General features: G+C 58.4%; 13 protein-coding genes. 1 reads left to right on the top strand and 12 read right to left on the bottom strand.

The genetic code is table 11. The annotated features are described in order from the left end of the window. Nucleotides 1–165 precede the first annotated feature (165 nt). From LDN04_RS10870 to secA, 10 genes are all read right to left on the bottom strand, one after another. Nucleotides 166–756, bottom strand: coding sequence for a prepilin-type N-terminal cleavage/methylation domain-containing protein (locus tag LDN04_RS10870; protein ID WP_223910086.1), 591 nt, complete (start codon nt 754–756; stop codon nt 166–168). Between the two features lie 111 nt (nt 757–867). Further along, nucleotides 868–2,175 (bottom strand): sigma-54 dependent transcriptional regulator, encoded by a 1,308-nt coding sequence (locus tag LDN04_RS10865; RefSeq protein ID WP_238482241.1) that lies wholly within the window; start codon nt 2,173–2,175, stop codon nt 868–870. A gap of 59 nt (nt 2,176–2,234) precedes the next feature. Further along, a complete protein-coding gene (locus LDN04_RS10860; RefSeq protein WP_223910083.1) occupies nt 2,235–3,827 on the bottom strand; it encodes a sensor histidine kinase in 1,593 nt (530 codons plus the stop codon). Between the two features lie 5 nt (nt 3,828–3,832). Then, nucleotides 3,833–4,621 carry an A24 family peptidase gene (locus LDN04_RS10855; protein ID WP_223910080.1) on the bottom strand — a complete coding sequence of 263 codons (789 nt, stop codon included), beginning with the start codon at nt 4,619–4,621 and terminating at the stop codon, nt 3,833–3,835. Between the two features lie 61 nt (nt 4,622–4,682). Next, nucleotides 4,683–7,343 (bottom strand): valine--tRNA ligase, encoded by a 2,661-nt coding sequence (locus tag LDN04_RS10850; protein WP_223910077.1) that lies wholly within the window; start codon nt 7,341–7,343, stop codon nt 4,683–4,685. Between the two features lie 167 nt (nt 7,344–7,510). After that, nucleotides 7,511–8,920 carry a PleD family two-component system response regulator gene (locus LDN04_RS16890; protein ID WP_276572185.1) on the bottom strand — a complete coding sequence of 470 codons (1,410 nt, stop codon included), beginning with the start codon at nt 8,918–8,920 and terminating at the stop codon, nt 7,511–7,513. A gap of 112 nt (nt 8,921–9,032) precedes the next feature. Next, nucleotides 9,033–10,208 (bottom strand): serine hydrolase, encoded by a 1,176-nt coding sequence (locus LDN04_RS10840; RefSeq protein WP_223910073.1) that lies wholly within the window; start codon nt 10,206–10,208, stop codon nt 9,033–9,035. Between the two features lie 45 nt (nt 10,209–10,253). Continuing rightward, nucleotides 10,254–10,655, bottom strand: coding sequence for a DUF2914 domain-containing protein (locus LDN04_RS10835; RefSeq protein WP_223910070.1), 402 nt, complete (start codon nt 10,653–10,655; stop codon nt 10,254–10,256). A gap of 69 nt (nt 10,656–10,724) precedes the next feature. Beyond that, nucleotides 10,725–11,906, bottom strand: a complete 1,182-nt coding sequence (gene argJ / locus LDN04_RS10830) for a bifunctional glutamate N-acetyltransferase/amino-acid acetyltransferase ArgJ (RefSeq protein ID WP_223910066.1) — start codon at nt 11,904–11,906, stop codon at nt 10,725–10,727. 152 nt (nt 11,907–12,058) lie between these two features. Further along, a complete protein-coding gene (secA, locus tag LDN04_RS10825; protein WP_223910063.1) occupies nt 12,059–14,746 on the bottom strand; it encodes a preprotein translocase subunit SecA in 2,688 nt (895 codons plus the stop codon). A 473-nt stretch (nt 14,747–15,219) separates the two neighbouring features. On the opposite strand from secA, the gene LDN04_RS10820 reads away from it, so the two are divergent. Next, complete coding sequence (locus LDN04_RS10820) at nt 15,220–17,127, top strand: hybrid sensor histidine kinase/response regulator (RefSeq protein WP_223910061.1); 1,908 nt, start codon at nt 15,220–15,222, stop codon at nt 17,125–17,127. Nucleotides 17,128–17,157: 30 nt separating this feature from the next. On the opposite strand, the gene LDN04_RS10815 is transcribed toward LDN04_RS10820, so the two are convergent. Both LDN04_RS10815 and LDN04_RS10810 read right to left on the bottom strand, forming a co-directional pair. After that, on the bottom strand, nt 17,158–18,495 hold the full coding sequence (locus LDN04_RS10815; RefSeq protein ID WP_223910058.1) for a TldD/PmbA family protein: 1,338 nt from the start codon (nt 18,493–18,495) through the stop codon (nt 17,158–17,160). 165 nt (nt 18,496–18,660) lie between these two features. After that, nucleotides 18,661–19,110 carry an N-acetyltransferase gene (locus LDN04_RS10810; protein ID WP_223910054.1) on the bottom strand — a complete coding sequence of 150 codons (450 nt, stop codon included), beginning with the start codon at nt 19,108–19,110 and terminating at the stop codon, nt 18,661–18,663. Between the last annotated feature and the right edge of the window lie 25 nt (nt 19,111–19,135).

The raw sequence follows: 19,135 nt of genomic DNA, 5'->3' as shown, positions 1-19,135 counted from the left end.
CTACCGTTCTTATCTCATAGCAATTTTCGTACCCTTGAAAAAATCTACACCAAAACAGTGATTTTTCACGTAGTACCGGAGAGTTCAGACGGCCGCAAAAAACAAAGGACTATGCAAAAGATGCACAGTCCTGTCACTCACCCTGCCATACCACCGGGTACGGGACTATAGCTTTACCCACGCACTGCCGTTCCAGCGGCGCTGCACACAGCTGAAGTCCCGGGAATTGACGGTTATGGCGAAGGCGGCACCGCTTGATGCGCTGAGATAGACGGTTCCCGCGTTTCCGGTCAATTCAGGATTGCAGACAATGGTGTTGTTCTCCTGAAACGTTATGCCGTCCGGTGTGGGTGCATACCCGGGTATCGGCCCGCAGCTGCCGTACCCGAACCGGACACCACCCCCCCTGTCGGCCAGCCGGAAAACGCGCACCACCTTGTCGTCACCGGTGTTCCACTCACCGTCGGGGCCACGATCCGCTATGAGAGAAACCGTGCCGCGGCCCGGGTCAAAACCGACCGCGTAGCACCTGTCGTCGACCAGGGAGCACTGCTTGGCCTCCTTGACCATCCCGACGATCTCCCAGGCCGCAGATTTCATGCAGCAATCGCCATAGTAAGAACTGAAGGCAGGGAAAGCCAGAGCGGTGATTATTCCCATCACTCCAATCACGACAAGCAGCTCCAGCAGGGAAAAGCCGTTTTCTGAACCCGCTCCATCCGCTGACAGATACACCGTCGCCGTACCACGTGTCATTCACCCACCTCCCGGGGATGGTATCTGGCCGGTATTACAACAAAAAACGGCCATGCAGTTATTGCACAGCCGTCGTATTATTACAAGTTTTTTATTATATTTTGTTAACTATTACTCCATGCCATACTCCTTTAACTTGTAAAGAAGAGCACGATGGCTTATTTCCAGAAGCTTTGCGGCGTGGGTCCGGTTGCCGGCTGTCTTTTCCAGGGCACGTCGAATGAAGTCCCGTTCCAGCATCTCGCCTGCCTGCTTGATGGATAGGGTATCCGTTGGGAGATAGCCGACAGGTCGCATATTTCGCATGCCGTCCGGCATACAATCCATGGTCAACAGGTCCCCTTCACAGAGGATGAGACCGCGCTCTATGGCGTTCTCCAACTCCCGCACATTGCCCGGCCACGCGTATTTCATGAATTCCTTCAGCACCTGGGGGGCACACGCGACCCCTGGTCTACCGAATTTTTCACCATACTTGCTCAGGAAATGGGCCACCAGAAGCGGGATATCCTCCAGGCGCTCCCGCAGTGGCGGAAGGTTGATGGTAAAGACATTGAGTCGGAAAAAGAGATCCTCCCGGAAGCCTCCTTCACGCACCTCCTGTTCCAGATTCTTGGAAGTGGCCGAGATTACCCGGACGTCGACTTTTTGGGGTGCGGTTGCACCAACCCGCCGTATCTCCCCCTCCTGCAATACGCGCAGGATCTTGGTTTGCAGGGAAAGCGGCATCTCACCTATCTCGTCGAGAAAGAGGGTGCCGCCGTCGGCCTGCTCGAACAGTCCCGCCTTGTCGGCCGAGGCATCGGTAAAGGCGCCACGCACATGGCCGAAGAGCTCGCTTTCCAGCAGGCTCTCGGGGATGGCACCACAGTTCACCGCCACGAACTCGGCATTGTTGCGGCCGCTATTGTAGTGGATGGCCCGTGCTATCAGTTCCTTCCCCGTACCCGATTCCCCCAGGACAAGCACGGTAGTTTTATAATCGCTCACCTTTTCCACCAGGGAGAAAATCTCTCCCATGCGCGGATTTCTGCTGACGATATTGGCAAAGGAAAATTCCCGGTGTATCGCCTCCTTCAATCGGCGATTCTCTACGGTAAGACGCTGCCGCTCTTCGGCCTTCTTGAGAACCAACAGGATTTCATCGTTTTTGAACGGCTTGGATATATAGTCGTAGGCCCCAAGCTTCATGCATTCTATGGCGGTATCCACCGTACCGTACGCCGACATCATGATAATGGTGGCGACAATGCCGGCGTCGGTCGCCTGGCGGAGAAACTCCGGCCCGTCCATGACCGGCATCCTGATATCACTGAGAATGAAATCATACCCCCCAGTCGAGGCCTTTTCCAAAGCCTCACTGCCGTTGGCGGCTTCCTCGACGGCGTATCCCTGCTTCTGAAGCATGACCTTCAGCATGTGTCTGAGGTTTTTTTCGTCCTCGACCACCAGGATGCGGATTTTCAGATTATTATTGTTCACGGCGCACTCTCCACAGGACAGGCGGGCAACCAGATGCTAAAACGGGATCCCTGGTCCGGCGCACTCTCCACGGTGATACGTCCGCCAAAGGAATCGATGATGCTGGCGGAGATGGAAAGGCCGAGACCGGTCCCCTTCCCCGGCTCCTTGGTAGTGAAAAACGGGTCGAATATTTTCTCCAGAGATTCGGGAGATATCCCTCCTCCGCTGTCGCTGACAGCTATCCGCACACAGGGAGCGGCAAATTCATCATCCGGGAACGGCGTTCGGAATACCCCCCCGAAATCTTCCCTGCGTCTTCCCATAGTAATAAAATGACTGGTGGACTCCGACCGATCATATGCCGTCTTCATGACGTCGGCAGCGACGCTGACCCCCAGCCTCCCTCCATCCGGCATGGCATCCCGTGCATTGAGCACGAGGTTGATCAGCACCTGCAACAGTTGGTGCCGGTCAAGACATACCATCGGCAGATCCTCAGCGATGGAAAGGCTCATGGTTATCTTCTTGAAGATTCCCTGGCGTTCGAGCATCTCCATGGCTTCCCGCAGGAACGGCGCAACGTCCACCCGCTCATTTTCGGCGGGGGTCGGACGGGCGTAATTCAGAAGGTCACGGACGATGCGGTCGATCCTCCCGGCCTCCTGCTCGATCCTTCGCAGGTAATCTGCCTTGTCCGGATCGGACGCCATTTCGTCCCGCAGGATACCTGCATAGCCAATTATGGCTGAGAGGGGTGAACCGATCTCGTGGGCCATTCCCGCTGCAAGAAGCCCCACCGACGCCATTTTTTCCGAACGTATCGTCTCCTCGCGGGCCGTCTGCAACTCAAGATTGGCCTTCTGAAGGGAATGCACGTGGGCCGCAACCTCTTCCTGCTTCTCCTTGAGCGCCAGCTGCATCAAGTTGAACGAATCGGAAAGCTCAACTATCTCTGAACAACCGGGGATATGGAGTATGTGACTGTAGTCTCCGGCGGTTATCCGCTCAGTTGCCACCAGAAGTTTTCGTATGGGAGAAACGACAACACGGGCCAGAAGAAACGACCCCAGTCCGAGCAGAAGGAGAAAATCGAGAATGAAATAGTAAAGAAAGAGGTGACGTGAACGGGTCAGGCGATCCCGCTCGGCGGTCAGAGAAAGGGTAAGCCGGGCAGCCCCCGCGATCCGTGTGCCATCCCACAGTGGCGCATAGTGGTACAGGAGCCTGCCGTCGCTGCTGAACGTAGATGAGGCGACTCCAGTCCGCAATGCCTTAGTCAAGCCGGCATCCAGCTCCCCCCTTTCGGCAACCCGGTACATCGCCCAACCATCCGGATTGACGACGGTCAGGCCGGCAATGGCGCGTTCGTTGGCAAGCCGCACCGCAAACGAGCCGGCCGGTGTCGCGTCGCTGAGACTTTTGAGGGGGAAGGAAACAAGATTGACGAACGACGCGAGGAGGATGCGCCCTTCCCCGTTTTTCTGGGTCAGAAGATCTTTTTCAGCGGTCTTGAACGAGATGAGGCTCAGCAGTATCCAGGTAAGACTCAGCAGACAGGCGAGGGAGGCCAGAATGGCAAAGGTGAGATTTACACGGACTGGCTTCATGAAGGCTACCCTCCCCCTCCCCTCCCAAGGCTCAGGTACCAGGTTATAATCTGCCGGCCGAAGAAGATGTAGAGGACCGCACCGAACGCCAGGAACGGGCCGAAGGGAATTGCCAGCTTGCTGTCCTTCCCCTTGGCCAGCATGACACTCACGCCGATGATCGACCCGGCGAGGGATGCGGCGAAGATGACGAACGGGACCGATCGCCAGCCGAGAAATGCCCCGAGCATGGCGAGGAGCTTTATGTCGCCCCCTCCCATCCCCTCCTTGCCGGTGAGGAACTGGTAGCCATAGGCCACGAGGAGGAGACTTCCCCCTCCCAGCAGAATACCGATGAGGGAATTGAACCATCCGAGCCAGGGGAGGAAGAAGGAGCAGACCAAGCCGACCACAATGCCGGGAAGGCTGATGACATCGGGAATGATCTGGTGCTCCAGGTCTATGAAGGTTATGACCACGAGGGCCGCACAGAGCAAAAACAGTACGGCGAAGGTGAGCGTCGGGCCGAACTTGACGAAGAGAAAGAGGGTCAGCAGGCCGTTGAGCAGTTCCACGACGGGATACTGAAAGGAGATCGGCTCTCGACAGGAGCGGCATTTCCCTCCCAGCAGAAGATAGCTGACAATGGGAATATTGTCGTAGAACCGTATCTTGTAATCGCAGCGGGTGCAATGGGAGGGGGGAAAGACGATGGATTCACCCTTGGGGAGTCGGCAGATGCAGACGTTCAGGAAGGAGCCGACCGCAGCACCGAATATGAAGGCAAATAGGTAAAAGATGATTGGCAGTGACAATGGAACCCCTGTAAGGGCGATTCACGTAATCGCCCTGTTGTGGACAAACGCGAGGTTGCCCCTACCGTAATCGGCGGATCTTCACCAGGCTTTCTTCCAAAAGCTGTTTCTTGTCGGCGAACTCCGTCAGCTTCTCCCGCTCTTTGACCACAACGTCGGCCGGGGCGCGCTCCACGAAACTCGGATTTGACAGTTTTTTGTCAAGGAATTCAATATCCTTGTCCACCTTGCCGATCTCCTTGAGAAGGCGTTTTTCCTCCTCCGCCACATCCACCAGCCCCTTGAGCGGCACGACGATCTTCACGTCCCCCGCCACCTGCACGGCAGCGTCCTCCGGGGCCTCAACCCCGCTACCGATTGCCAGGTCGGAAATCCGGGCCAGGGACATAACGTAGATCTCGTTCTGCTTCAGGAGATTGCGGCTCCCTTCTGAGCCACAGTCGAGAATGGCAGCGATCTCCCGTGCAGGGGCCACATCCATCTCTCCCCGAATGGCACGGATGCCGGTGATGACCGCCATGACCAGTTCCATCTCGGCGGCACCTTCGGCAAATTGCCACTCCGGGCGCGGCTGCGGGTAGTCCGCAAGCATGATGCTCAGCACCGGCCGTTCCCCGGGCAGGCTCTGCCAGATCTCCTCGGTGATGAACGGCATGAACGGATGGAGGAGGCGGAGCAGGTGCTCCAGAACGGTCCAGAGAACCTGGCGAGCCGTCTGCTGGCGTTCGGCCTCTCCCCGGTAGAGGTCGTCCTTCACCAGCTCGATGTACCAGTCGCAGAACTCGCTCCAGGTAAAACGGTAGAGGGTGCCGGCGGCATCGTTGAAGCGGAAGGCGTCCAGAGCATCCTTCGTTTCCTGTGCAGCCTCGTTCAGACGGTGGAGGATCCAGCGATCGGCATTGGTGAGCGGCAGGGTCGCCGGGTCCACGTCGGCCGGGGTGAACCCTTCCAGGTTCATGAGGGCAAAGCGGGAGGCGTTCCAGATCTTGTTGGCGAAATTGCGGTAGCCGGCGATCCGCTCTTCCGCCAGCTTGATGTCCCGCCCCTGGGCGGCAAAGGCAGCCAGGGTGAAGCGGAAGGCATCGGTGCCGTACTGGTCGATCACCGTCAGGGGGTCGATGACGTTCCCCTTGGACTTGCTCATCTTCTGACCCTGGGCGTCCCGCACCAGGGCGTGGATGTACACGTCCCGAAATGGCACCTCCCCCATGAAGTGGAGCCCCATCATCATCATGCGGGCCACCCAGAAGAAGAGGATATCGAAGCCGGTCACGAGACATGAGGTCGGGTAGAAGGTCGACAGTTCGGGGGTCCGGTCCGGCCACCCCAGGGTGGAAAAGGGCCAGAGAGCCGAGGAGAACCAGGTGTCGAGGACGTCGGTCTCCTGGCGGATCTCATCGCTGCCGCAGGCTGCGCATTTCGACGGGTCTTCCTTGGCGACCGTCACCTTGCCGCAATGGTCGCAGTACCAGGCGGGGATGCGGTGCCCCCACCAGATCTGCCGGGAAATACACCAGTCGCGGATATTTTCCATCCAGTCATAGTAGGTGTTTTCCCATTGCTGGGGAACGATCCTGGTTCGTCCATCCTTCACTGCAGCCAGCGCCTCTTCTGCCAGTGGTCCAACCTTCACGTACCACTGGAGGGACAGGTACGGCTCCACGACCGTCTTGCAGCGATAGCAGCCACCCACTGCCAGGGCATGGTCCTGAATCTTTTCCAGTAGCCCCGCATTCTCCAGGTCCTCGATGACCTTCTTCCGGGCGACGAAGCGGTCGAGCCCTTCGTACTGGTGGCCGGCAGCGTTGATGACACCCGACTCGTCGAAGACGTTGATGACGTCAAGGCCATGCCGCCGCCCCACCTCAAAGTCGTTGAAGTCATGGGCCGGAGTGATCTTCACCACGCCGGTGCCGAATTCCCTGTCCACGTAGTCGTCGGCAACGATGGGAATCTCCCGGTTTACCAGGGGGAGGAGCACCGTCTTGCCGATCAGCTCCCGGTAGCGCTCATCTTCGGGATGTACCGCAACGGCCGTGTCCCCCAGCATGGTTTCCGGGCGGGTTGTCGCCACCACGAGACAGCGGTCGCTCCCGACAACAGGATACCGGAGGTGCCAGAGATGGCCGGCCTTCTCCTCGTGCTCCACCTCGATGTCGGAGAGTGCCGTATGGCAGCGGGGGCACCAGTTGATGAGGCGGTTGTCGCGGTAGATGAGACCTTCATCGTAGAGCCTGACGAACACTTCACGGACCGCCCTGGAAAGCCCCTCGTCCATGGTGAAACGTTCACGCTCCCAATCGCAGGAGGCGCCGAGTCTCTTCAACTGGCCGATGATCTGCCCGCCCGATTCACCCTTCCACTGCCAGACCCGCTCGATGAAGGCTTCGCGACCCAGCTCGTGACGATCCTTTCCCTCCGCCGCCAACTGCCGCTCCACCACGTTCTGGGTGGCAATGCCGGCATGGTCGGTCCCCGGCATCCAGAGGACGTTGTAGCCACTCATCCGTTTCCAGCGACAGAGAATGTCCTGGAGGGTGTTGTTGAGGGCATGCCCCATGTGGAGAGCACCGGTGACGTTGGGGGGGGGGATGACAATGCTGTAGGAAGGCTTTGCAGAAACGGCCGCGGCGCGGAAGTAACCGCTCCTCTCCCACTCTCCATACCATTTTCCTTCTACACTCTGCGGTTCGTAGACCTTGGCCAGTTCACGTTCTGCCATGCTGCAACCTCTTCATATGTTGTGTATTGAGTCGGGCAAGCCGTGCTTTCGCACTATCCGTCCTGCCGTGGAATCTGAGGTAGACATAAATCAAACGGGGGATTCATCAAATCCCCCGTTCGTCTGCATTAAAAGTTCGATCCGCCGGGCACTGCCGGCTAGGCGCTTCAGGCGCCTTCCTTGAGACGACGAACCTCTTCCTTGATAATGTTTTCCGCCAGGTCGGGCACGACTTCCCAGGCGATCCGTTCGATAATGTCCTTCGATATCTTGGCCACCAGTGCCGTCAGCTGTTCTTCGCTCAACTCCGCTTGTGGAGCGAGAGTCGGCGTCGGTGTTGCAGAAGCCGGCTCTACAGTGCTGACAGCAGCGACAGCTGCAGCGGCCGAGGCTGCAACGACAGCCATCGAGGGGGTCTCAGCCTCTTCTGGCGGGACAAACGGTACGTACTCTTCCTCGGGAGCAAACTGCAGGTCCATCTCCTGTGCGGGAGCGACTACCGGCTCCGGCTCGGCAACAGGGGCAAGGACCGGCACGTACTCCTCTTCTGGCGCGAACGGCTGTTCGATGACCGACGAAACCGGTTCGGCGAGGAACTCCGCCATCTCGTCCTGTCCTGCTTCCGGTCCGGCTGCCAGCTCAGCAAAAGGATCCGCTTCCGGTATGCTCTCCTCGGGGAACGCGTCTTCCTCCCGGAAATCGAAGGTCTGTTCATCTACCGGCAACCACTTGTCGCCGAAATCTCCGGCAGGCTCAACCATGACCGTGGAAGGTTCTACGATGCCGACTTCCGCCTCTTCGGCAAAGACGAACTCGTCCGCCACCTCCACCTCTTCCACGGCAGAGGTCTCTTCTTCGGCAACGACCGTCCCGAATTCGACCTGATTCTCTTCCGGGAGTTCTTCCAGGTCAAATGCCCCCCACAAATCGTCGTCCGGAGAGACTTCAACCAATTCGGCCTCGACAGCTGCCGCTGCCGGTGGGGCTGCCGCGGCGACCGAAGCTGTTGCCGGCACGTCCAAATCGGCAAAGAGCATCTCTTCCATCTCGACCGTTGCAGTCGGTATCTGTTCAGGTTCGGCCGCAAAAACGGCGGTTGCCGCTGCCAACGGCTCCACGACTGCTTCGGGTGCAACCGCAGGCGGGACAGGGTGCGCGGAAATCGGCTCTGCCGCGGGGGGAATGGACTGCCCGGCTTGCCGTTCCTTGCCGAGTTCAATCAGCGTTTTAACTTTATCGATGAGATGTTGGGATTCGAAGGGCTTGGAAATGAAGTCATCGGCACCGCTCTCGCGGGCTTTACCTTCATCGAAGGGCTCAAAGGCGCCCGTCAGAAGGAGAAGGGGAACATGTTTGAGTGCCGGCTCACGGCGGACAGCCGCGCAGACTTCATAGCCCGTTTTCCCCGGCATGAGAGCATCCACGAGAATGATGTCGGGCAAAAGCTCCCTGGCCTTGTCCAGCGCAGCGTTCCCGTTGTCAACCACGGTGAGATCATAATCCTCATTGGCAAAGATTATCCCTACGACCTTCTGAATGGTGATGCTGTCATCGGCGAGGAGCAATTTATTGCCCATCGAACCCTCCTCCGCGGAAATAGTTGGTCGGGAAGTGTCCTAAACTCTGCACAGGTGCGCAGAAGCTAGCACAATGGCCACAACCTGTCAAGAAATTTACCATTTGCCATCCTTACTCGTCAGCGTCGCGGGTCATACCGGCCAATTCCGGCGGAACCGCAAAAAGACTCGCTGCCAAGGTTGACAACTCACTCCGCAACCTATTGAATTCCTTTGTTTTTGCATATTCAACCCGTGAGGTAAGCAGCACCACGAAGGTATCGGTCGCCGGATCGATCCAGATCGAGCTGCCGGAGTACCCCGTATGGCCGAAAGAATAACGGGAAAAACCGTTTCCCTTGGGGGATGAGAAGGGTGAGGCAATATCCCAGCCTAGTCCCCGCATCACGCCTCCCCCTCGGGAGAAATAGGGAACCGTCATTTGCCGGACAGCCCTCTCTGACAGTACCCGGACACTATCCAGTTCCCCATCGTTAAGAATCATGCGACAGAAGCGTGCCAGGTCGTGGATACTGGTAAACAGTCCGGCATGCCCCGCCACTCCTCCCAGCTGGCGTGCGGGGTAGTCCTGGACCTGCCCCTGTAACAGTTGATTATCCGACCCCCGCGTTGCCGCACAACGAATCGCCTTGGCCGGGTCGGGCTTGAAACCGGTATCCCGCATCCCTAGCGGGCCATAGAATCTGTCCGCAACATACTCATTGAGGCCGACCCCGCTCACCCGCCTGACCAGCTCACCAAGCAGGATAAAATTGATGTCGGCATACCTGAACCGGCTCCCGATTTCCCCCTTCAGGCGCTGCTGGGCAGCTCCCTCAATGGCACTCTGGCGAGGGTTGTCCGCTGACAGGGGAAAATCGTCAAGCCCGGAGGTATGGGTCAGCAGATTGAGGACAAGAAGGTCGTCCTTCCCCTTGCCGGAGAATTCCGGGAACCATTTAACCACCGGGTCCACAAGGGAAAGTTTCCGCTCTTCCGCCAATTTCATGATCGCCGGAGTGGTGGCAACCACTTTGGTAAGGGACGCGATATCGAACAGAGTATCGGTGGTGAGGCTGGCGGAGTCCAGGCCACCGAGTCCCCGGCCGTAAACCTTTTCGAACAGCACCCCTTCGTGGTTGCCGACAAGGACGACGCCACCGGTAACAAGTCCATGGGAAATAGCGCTTTCCAGTAGCTGGTCGACCTTCTCCACATGCTGCCCCCCATGCAGTGGCGTTTCAGCAGAGCCACTGACGGCCGTAACCATGACTACGAGGGATATGACGAACATCTTGAGAATCCGCACCGCACCACCCGGAAAAACTGAAGGGGGAATGCATCCCCCTTGCGATCAGTTAACTTTGAATTTTACGCTCTTGAGGAGGTTACCGCCTGCATCGAGGGCGTCCACCCGCCATTCGCCAGGCGATTCCCTGTCCACGGCCTTTTTGCTGTAGGTTCTCCAGCGCTCCCCCCGCACCGGCAGCTTGTACTCGGCCATCTTCACATCGTTGCGGTACCAGACATGGGTAATAAACTGTTCGCCGCCGTCACGGGAAACAAGACGGGTGAAACAGAAGAGGGCGGGAACGGAACGCCAGGAAATGCGCCGTACCGAATCGATCGGGTTCCCCCGGACTATCTTGGTGGTTACCGCCATCTCGGTAATCTTTATTCCAGCCTCTGCAGCCTTTGCCTGTCCACCGCAGACAATGACCAGCAGCAGACATGCAACCGACAGGAAATATTTCATAGCTCCTCCAGATGGTAAATCCGGCAGCTTAACTAACGTCCACCCCTCGACACAAATCCCCTGTCACCGTCAGGTCCGGTAATCGGCGTTTATCTTTACGTAATCGTAGGAGAGATCCGAGGTGTAGACCGTGGCACTTCCCTCTCCCAGACGCAGATCGACGGTTACCGTGAATTCCTTCTTGCGCAGCACTTCCGAACCGCGTGTCTCCGCGTCTCCACCCGCAAAAACACCGTTATTGGCCATCAGGACATCGTCAAAAAACAGTGCCACCCGGTCAGGGTCGATCGCAACGCCCGAATATCCAACCGCCGCCAGGATCCTTCCCCAGTTGGCATCCTGGCCGAAAAAGGCGGTCTTTACCAGGGATGAATTGGCCACCGCCATGGCCGCCTGCCGGGCTTCTCCGACCGAAGAAGCCCCCTTGACCGTTATGGCAACGAACTTGGTGGCCCCCTCCCCGTCGCGGACGATCTGCCGGGCAAGCGTCAGCACTACATCCTGCAATTCCTGCATAAAACGGGCCGCTTCCGGCGTCCCCTCTTTAATAGGAAGGTTCCCTGCCGCCCCGTTGGCAAGAAGCAATGCCGTATCATTGGTAGAGGTGTCGCCGTCAACGGTGATGACGTTGAAGGAGGCGTCGACCGCCTGACGAAATGCCGTCCGTAACCAACCGGCCTCGACCGCCGCGTCGGTGACGAGAAAAGCAAGCATGGTCGCCATGTTCGGCATGATCATCCCGGCGCCCTTGGCAATGCCGGCGATGGTATAACCGACCCCGCCTGCCTCACCCTGCCGCGCCTCCAGCTTGGGAAAGGTGTCGGTGGTCATGATGGCCTGTGCCACGTCATCCAGGGCGCCGGACTCAAGACCCTCAACCAGTTTCGGCACCCCACCCCGAAGCCTTTCCATGGGGAGTGGCACCCCTATCACGCCGGTGGATGACACCTGCACCGCTTCGTCGGGAATGCCGAGCCCTTCCGCCACCAACCGAGAGGTCTCCCGGGCATCCTCCATCCCCCTGGTGCCGGTACAGGCATTGGCGTTGCCACTGTTCACCACCACCGCCTGGCAGATGCCGTCCTTCGCTCGCTCCATCCCCAGCACGACCGGTGCCGCCTTCACCTTGTTGGTGGTGAACACCGCCGCCAGAGTCGCCGGCATCTCGGAAAAGATGAGCGCCAGGTCGAGCCGCCCCGGTTTCTTGATGGCCGCCTCCACGGCGGAAAATTTAAAGCCTTTTATTTCCATAGGTTACCTCTGTACAATGTCAGTCGCCGCGAGCGTCGAGAACTGCCCAGATGCCAGGCGCCAAGGAGCGAGGAGTGAGGCGTAGCAGCGCTACGTCGAGGAAGCGGGGGACGAAGACAACGCCGCAGATGGGCGTGTATCGACGGCCGTCCTCACTTGCCGCAGCATTGTTTATATTTCTTGCCACTCCCGCACGGACACGGCTCGTTCCTACCCACCTTCTGGCTCTTCACCGGTTGCTGCTGAACGTCGTCCCCGCCAAGATTGAAGACCAGCCGCTGTTTTTTCTGCTGCTGTTCCTCGATCCTTTCCACGTCTTCCTCGCGGGCAAGCTGTACCCAGAATATCTTCTCTACCACCTCTTCGCGAATCCGGCCGATCATGTCCATAAAGAGCTGGTAGGCCTCTTTCTTGTACTCCTGCTTGGGGTCTTTCTGACCATAGCCCCGCAGGCCGATCCCTTCCTTCAGGTGGTCGATGGAAAGGAGGTGGTCCTTCCACTGGGTATCGATTGCCTGGAGCATGATGACCTTGATCAGGTGGTCCATCATCTCGTCACCGAACTGGCCAACCTTGGCGGTGAATATCTCTCGCACCTTCTCCTGGAGGAGTTGTTTGAAATTGACGGGATTGAGCAGCACCATGGTTTCAAGGGGAATATCGAGGTGGAAGCCGAATATCTTGTACACCCACTCGCCGACCCCTTGCCAGTCCCACTCCGCAGCCGGCACCTTGTCGATGGCATAGAGCCCGACCAGGTCCTCCACACTCTCGTCCATCATCTCCAGGAAACTTTCACGGATGGTTTCTCCTGCCAGGATTTCCCGGCGTTGGGTGTAGATCACCTCCCGCTGCTTGTTCATAACATCGTCATACTCGATGAGATGCTTGCGTATCTCGAAGTTGTGGGCCTCCACCTTCTTCTGGGCATTCTCGATGGACTTGGTGATCATTCCGTGGGTGATCGCCTCTCCCTCCTCGATCTTGAGGAGATCCATGATCTTCGCCACCCGTTCGGAGCCAAAGATCCGCAGCAGATCGTCCTGGAGGGAGAGATAGAAGCGAGACGACCCCGTATCACCCTGGCGGCCGGAACGCCCCCGCAGCTGATTGTCGATCCGTCGCGATTCGTGGCGCTCGGTACCGAGGATATGGAGGCCACCGAGCTTTATCACCTCATCGTGCTCCTGGGCACAAAGATCCTTGAATTCAGCCAGCTTCTTTCCGTACTCCTCGTCGGTAGCCTCCGGCTCGCCCTTACGCCACTGTCGGGCCAGTCCCTCCGGGTTACCACCGAGAACGATGTCCGTACCGCGTCCCGCCATGTTGGTGGCGATGGTCACCATCCCCTTGCGGCCGGCCTGGGCGACGATCTCCGCCTCCCGCTCGTGCTGCTTGGCGTTGAGGACGTTGTGGGGGACCCCCTGCCGCTTCAGAAGCTCGGCCAGCACCTCCGACTTCTCGATGGAGATGGTACCGACCAGCACCGGCTGCCCCTTGGCATAAAGTTCCTTGATCTCCTCGATAACCGCCTTGAACTTCTCCATCTCGGTCTTGTAGATGACGTCGGGAAAGTCGGGGCGCAGCAGCGGCCGGTTGGTCGGGATGACCACAACGTCCAGCTTGTAAATCTTGTGGAACTCTTCCGCTTCCGTGTCAGCGGTACCGGTCATCCCGGAGAGCTTCTCGTACATCCGGAAGTAGTTCTGGAAGGTGATGGTGGCCAGGGTCTGGTTCTCGTTTTCGATCTCCACCCCTTCCTTGGCCTCCACCGCCTGATGCAGACCGTCGGACCAGCGGCGTCCCGGCATGAGACGGCCGGTGAACTCATCGACGATGAGCACCTCGCCGTCCTTCACCACGTAGTCCACGTCCCGCTTGTACAGGGCGTGGGCCCGCAGGGCCTGCTGCACATGGTGAAGGATTTCCATGTTGCGGGGGTCATAGAGGTTATCGATCTTGAGAAGCTTCTCCACCTTAAGGACACCCTCTTCGGTGAGGGTGGCGGACTTGGACTTCTCGTCCACCGTGAAGTCGCCGGTGTAACGTTTCCGCTTGCCGGAGAGGGTGTTGGCCTCCTCTTCAATAACCTCTCCCTTCTTGAGGGAGGGGATGATCCGGTCGATGACGTAGTACTTGTCGGTGGAATCCTCCGTGGGGCCGGATATGATGAGCGGTGTCCGCGCCTCGTCTATGAGGATGGAGTCCACCTCGTCGACGATGGCGTAGTTGAAACCCCGCTGCACGTAGTCTTCCAGGGCAAACTTCATGTTGTCCCGCAGGTAGTCGAACCCGAACTCGTTGTTGGTGCCGTAAGTTATGTCGGCATTATAGGCCTCGCGCCGCTCGTCGTCATCCAGGCCATGGACGATGACCCCCACCGACAGGCCGAGAAAGCGGTATATCTGCCCCATCCAGTCGGAGTCACGTTTGGCCAGGTAGTCGTTCACGGTCACCACGTGGACGCCACGACCGGTCAGGGCGTTGAGGTAGGCGGAAAGGGTCGCCACCAGGGTCTTCCCTTCACCGGTCTTCATCTCGGCGATCTTGCCGGAGTTTAGCACCATGCCGCCGATGAGCTGGACGTCGAAATGGCGCATGTTGTGAACCCGCTTCCCTGCCTCGCGACAGACGGCAAAGGCCTCGGGAAGAAGCGCGTCAAGAGACTCCCCCTTGGCGTAACGCTCCTTGAACTCGAAGGTCTTATTCCGCAACTGATCGTCGGAAAGCTTCACCATCTCCGGTTCCAAGGCGTTTATCCGCTCCACGATGGGCCAGAGCCGTTTCAGCTCCCGTTCATTCTTGCTGCCGACGATCTTCTTGATGATTGCTCCAAACATGCACAGGTCTCCTGGTAACGTTCTGAGGAAATAAAAACAGGTTAAAATACCACACCGGGGAAATTTGCTCAACTGAAAAGGGGCTGCGGAAGCTTCGACGCGGATTTGGGCAAGCATATGGTGAACGGACATGCCCGGAATAGCGTCAATCCTAACCGTCCTGGATCTGAGGTGCAGCTGTAACATACGATGTCATTGATGTTGAGGCTACGTCACCGTATCCTGGTGAGCATCAGTACCGTTTCAACCGCATCGCGCTCTGCTTGTTTGCATTAGCCGGAGAGGCAGTGCTCATCCGGTAAAATCTTGACACTCCCACCCCATGAAGTGTATGAAACTAGGTGATATTCCGTAGATGTCCGGAAGGATTATGAAACGCAGGTTCATAGGGCTGCGTAGGAGCAGGTGGAACGGCTTTTTGCGCGGTGCATTACATGTGGTGCCTTGTCCCCCCGCAGGCTGGTGCTCAATTCATGGCGAAAGAGATAGCTGATATCGTGTCATGCCCTGATACAGTATGGTCCGAGAGAGAAACCAACATCCTCGTGGTCGATGATTCGAAAACCACGGTGGAGTTGATCCGTGAGGCTGTCGCCGGAAAAAGACGGATACGGCTGACCGTTGCCTACTCCCTTGCTGAAGCGCGCATGGCTCTGTCCAGGTTTCAACCGGACCTGGCACTTGTCGACCTGGTTCTCCCCGACGGCAGCGGCATCGAATTGCTCCCGGTCAACAGGGAAGAGGCATCATTCCCCATCGTCATCATGACCGCCCAGGGGGACGAAACGGAAGCGGTCAAGGCGATGAAGGGGGGGGCTCTCGATTACCTGGTCAAGTCTCCCTCCATCCTCGCCGATATCCCTGCCATCATCGCTAGATCCCTTCGCACCTGGCAGTACATCGTCGAGCGGCGACAAGCCGTGAAGGCGGTGCGGGAGAGCGAGGCCCTTTTCCGATCGATCTTCAATTCAGCTCCCAGCGGGATGGTGCTGATATCGCCGGAGGGGGACTTCCTGCACGTAAATCCGGCAAACTGCCGGCTTCTCGGCTATTCAGACGATGAAATGCTGCGGATGAAGGTCAGCGACATCACCCATCCCGAAGACCGGGAGTTCGTGCAAAAACTGTATGATGAGCTACTGACCGGCCAACGGCCCCTCGTCGAGTTTGAAAAACGATATCTGCGCAAGGATGGCACCGTCCTGTGGGGGCATGTCACCGTCACCGGGGTCAGGGACGATGGCGAGAAACTGCTCTATTTCGTCGCCCAGATGCAGGATATCTCGGCGCGCAAACAGGCTGAAGAAGCGCTGCGGCAGAGCGAGGAGCGCTTCCGCGCGGTGTTCAACACGGCAGCGGCAGGGATGGTTGTCATTTCACCAACGGGAGAGATTCTCCAGGCCAATCCGGCGATCTGCGCAATCACCGGTTATAGTGAATCGGAACTGCTGCATCTTACCGTCGAAGACATCACCCATCCTGAAGATCGGGAAAAAACGACCAGCTATTACGGCAGACTATCCACTGGAGGGCAGGAAAACATTCACTACGAGAAACGGTACCTCCGCAAGGATGGGAAGATCCTTTGGGGGTATGCCTCGCTGGCCTGCGTCACTGATTCGAAACAACGACCACTCTATTGCGTGGGACTGGTGCAGGACATCACCGAGCGCAAGCAGATGGAAGAGGAACTGCGGAAGGCAAACCGGGAGCTGGATGCATTCGTCTACACCGTTTCCCACGATCTCCGTTCCCCCCTCACCCCCATCATCGGTTACACCGAGTTCCTCAGGGAGCAGTACAAGGGGCAACTGGATGAACAGGCCACAACCATCCTGGCAGAGATTCACCGACAGGGGCACAGGATGCTCAGACTGCTGGAAGACCTCCTCTCTCTGGCAAAGGCGGGCAATCTGGCACGCCCCGATGAGCCCGTGGACTGCTGCCACGTGGTCGAGGAGGTCATCGCAGGGCTGTCAAATCAGATCGCTGATGCCGGAATGACGGTGCAACAGGAGCCGGTACCGCCTCTCCGGGTACCCAGGACCCTCCTCGCCCAACTGTTCGACAATCTGATCGGCAATGCACTCCGTTACGGGAGGAAAGAAGGCAGCTCCGTCGAAGTCGGGGGAGAAAGGTGCGGCGCGTTGGCAAGGCTCTATGTCCGCGATCATGGGGCGGGCATCCCACCGGGGGAGCGGGACCGCGTCTTCGACCTCTTCTACCGGGGCTCGAACGGGGTGAACATCGACGGAACAGGTGTCGGACTCGCGACGGTACAAAAGATCGCCCACCTCTTCGGAGGGAGGGCGTGGGTTGAAGAGACCTCCGGCGGGGGGAGTACCTTCTGGGTGGAGATACTAGACGAAGAACGGCACTGAAAACCTCTGCCAATAGCCGCAAAGTGGCAATCAGTGCCCGCTCACATCCAGGGCGGCGATGCGCAGGGAGGGGGCTCCCACTCCGCCGTAGAAGCGGAGGTCGTCCCCCACCCCCTCGACGGAGCGAAACAGTTCCAGGATGTTACCGGCGATGGCGATTCCCTTGACAGGCGCGGTCACCTCACCCCGCTCGATGAGGAAACCGGCGGCACCGACGGAGAAATCGCCGGAGATGGGGTTGGCGGTATGCATCCCCATCACGTCGGTGACGAGGATGCCCCGTTCGATACCGGCAAACAGGTCGTTCCGGGAACGGGAACCATTCTCGATGAAGAAGTTGGTTACCCCCATGTGGGGAACCCCCTTTACGCCACTTCGTACCGAGTTCCCCGTGGAAGCTTCCCCATCCTTGCAGGCGCAGTAGGTATCGTAGAGAAAGCACCGCAGAACACCCTCTTCCACGAGCACCGTATTTCGATGCGCCACCCCTTCACCGTCGAAGGGTGTGGTGCCCATGCCGCCGGCGAGCGTACCGTCGTCACGGATGCGTAGCCCTGGGGCAAACAGCCGCTCACCCAACCGCCGCGCCAGAAGCGACTTCCCCTTCTGCACGCTTTCAGCCAGGAAGGCAGGGGCAAGTACCTCCAGTATCTCAGTGGCGACATAGTTGTCCAACACCGCCGGGCAGCGCATGGTGATGATTTTTTGCGCTCCCAGGAGCCCTGTCGCCTTGCCGGCGGCAATGCGGGCGATCGCAGCCACGTCGACACCTGCAAACCGGGTGCTGAAGCCGAAATCCCATCCCATCTGGGAATCGCCGTCCGCTTCCGCGATGGCGGAGACGCTGCTGGAGACCGAGGTGCCGCGGTAGTTCCCCTCCACCCCTAGCGAATTCCGAATGAAAACCCGGTAGTCCGCCTCGCCATACGTACTTTTGCGCACCTTGCGCATCCGCGGGTCTTCGGCCAGCACCAGCCGCTCCAGTTCCAGAGCGCGGCCGATCTTCGCCTCCTCGCTCACCCCCGCCAGGTCCTCATCCACGAGCCCCGTCAGCACCGGATATTCCTGAGGGAGAGGGAAGCCGTGACACGCATCGGGGGTCTGGGTCTCTGCCCCGATCAGGGCATTGTCGATCATCCGCGCCAGGTCCGCCTCCTCCAGGCTCGTGGAGTAGGAAAACCCCATCCCCGCACCCTTGCGCACCCGTATCCCCACACCAACCGGCTGGGAGAACTTGAAGGTATCCACCTTCTGCTCTTTCACCTCGATGGAGAGGTTGCGGGAGCTCCCGAGCATGATCTCGTAACCATCCAAAGCACGGGACGCGAAGAGTTTCTCGATGCGGCCAGCGGTTTCCTGGAAGTCCATAGGGATATCTCCTATTGCTGATTGCCGTGAGCAATTCAATCTATCTTCAGAAACGCGATTTTTTCGTCAGGTCAAGGCGGGCAAGGACTGACGCGGAGACGTAGCAGCGCTACGTCGCACAAGGAGGGACGCCGGCCAACGCAGAGATGGCGGAAAAGGTGCGTTTCACAGATCCAAAATCATGGCAATCTCGTCACAGTCCGGAAACTTCACGCACTTCAGACAGTCCCCCCAGACCTTGTGGGGAAGTTCGGACTTATCCACGATGCGAAATCCGAACTTGGCAAAAAAATCCGGTTTGTAGGTGAGACAGAAAACCCGCTTGAGGCCGAGAGTGTGTGCCTCATCGAGGCACGCCTGCACCACCTGGCTGCCGACCCCTTTCCGTCCAACATCCTCTGCAACCGCGACGGAACGGACCTCGGCAAGATCTTCCCAGACGATGTGGAGGGCAGCGGTTCCAAGGAGCTTGTCCCCCTCAACGACTACGTAGAAATCCCGCAGCACCTCGTACAGCTCGGCAAGGGAACGGGAAAGCATATCGCCGCGACTGGCATAAAAGGTCAGGAGCCTCTGAATGTCTTTAACATCCTTGATCTGTGCCTTGCGAAGCATCAACGGTGTCCTTTCAGTCTGCTTT

Source organism: Geobacter sp. AOG1 (assembly GCF_019972315.1).
Taxonomy (GTDB): Bacteria; Desulfobacterota; Desulfuromonadia; order Geobacterales; family Geobacteraceae; genus Geomobilimonas.
Note: the sequence above shows the minus strand (reverse complement) of the source record. Positions and strands in the feature narration are given on the sequence as shown.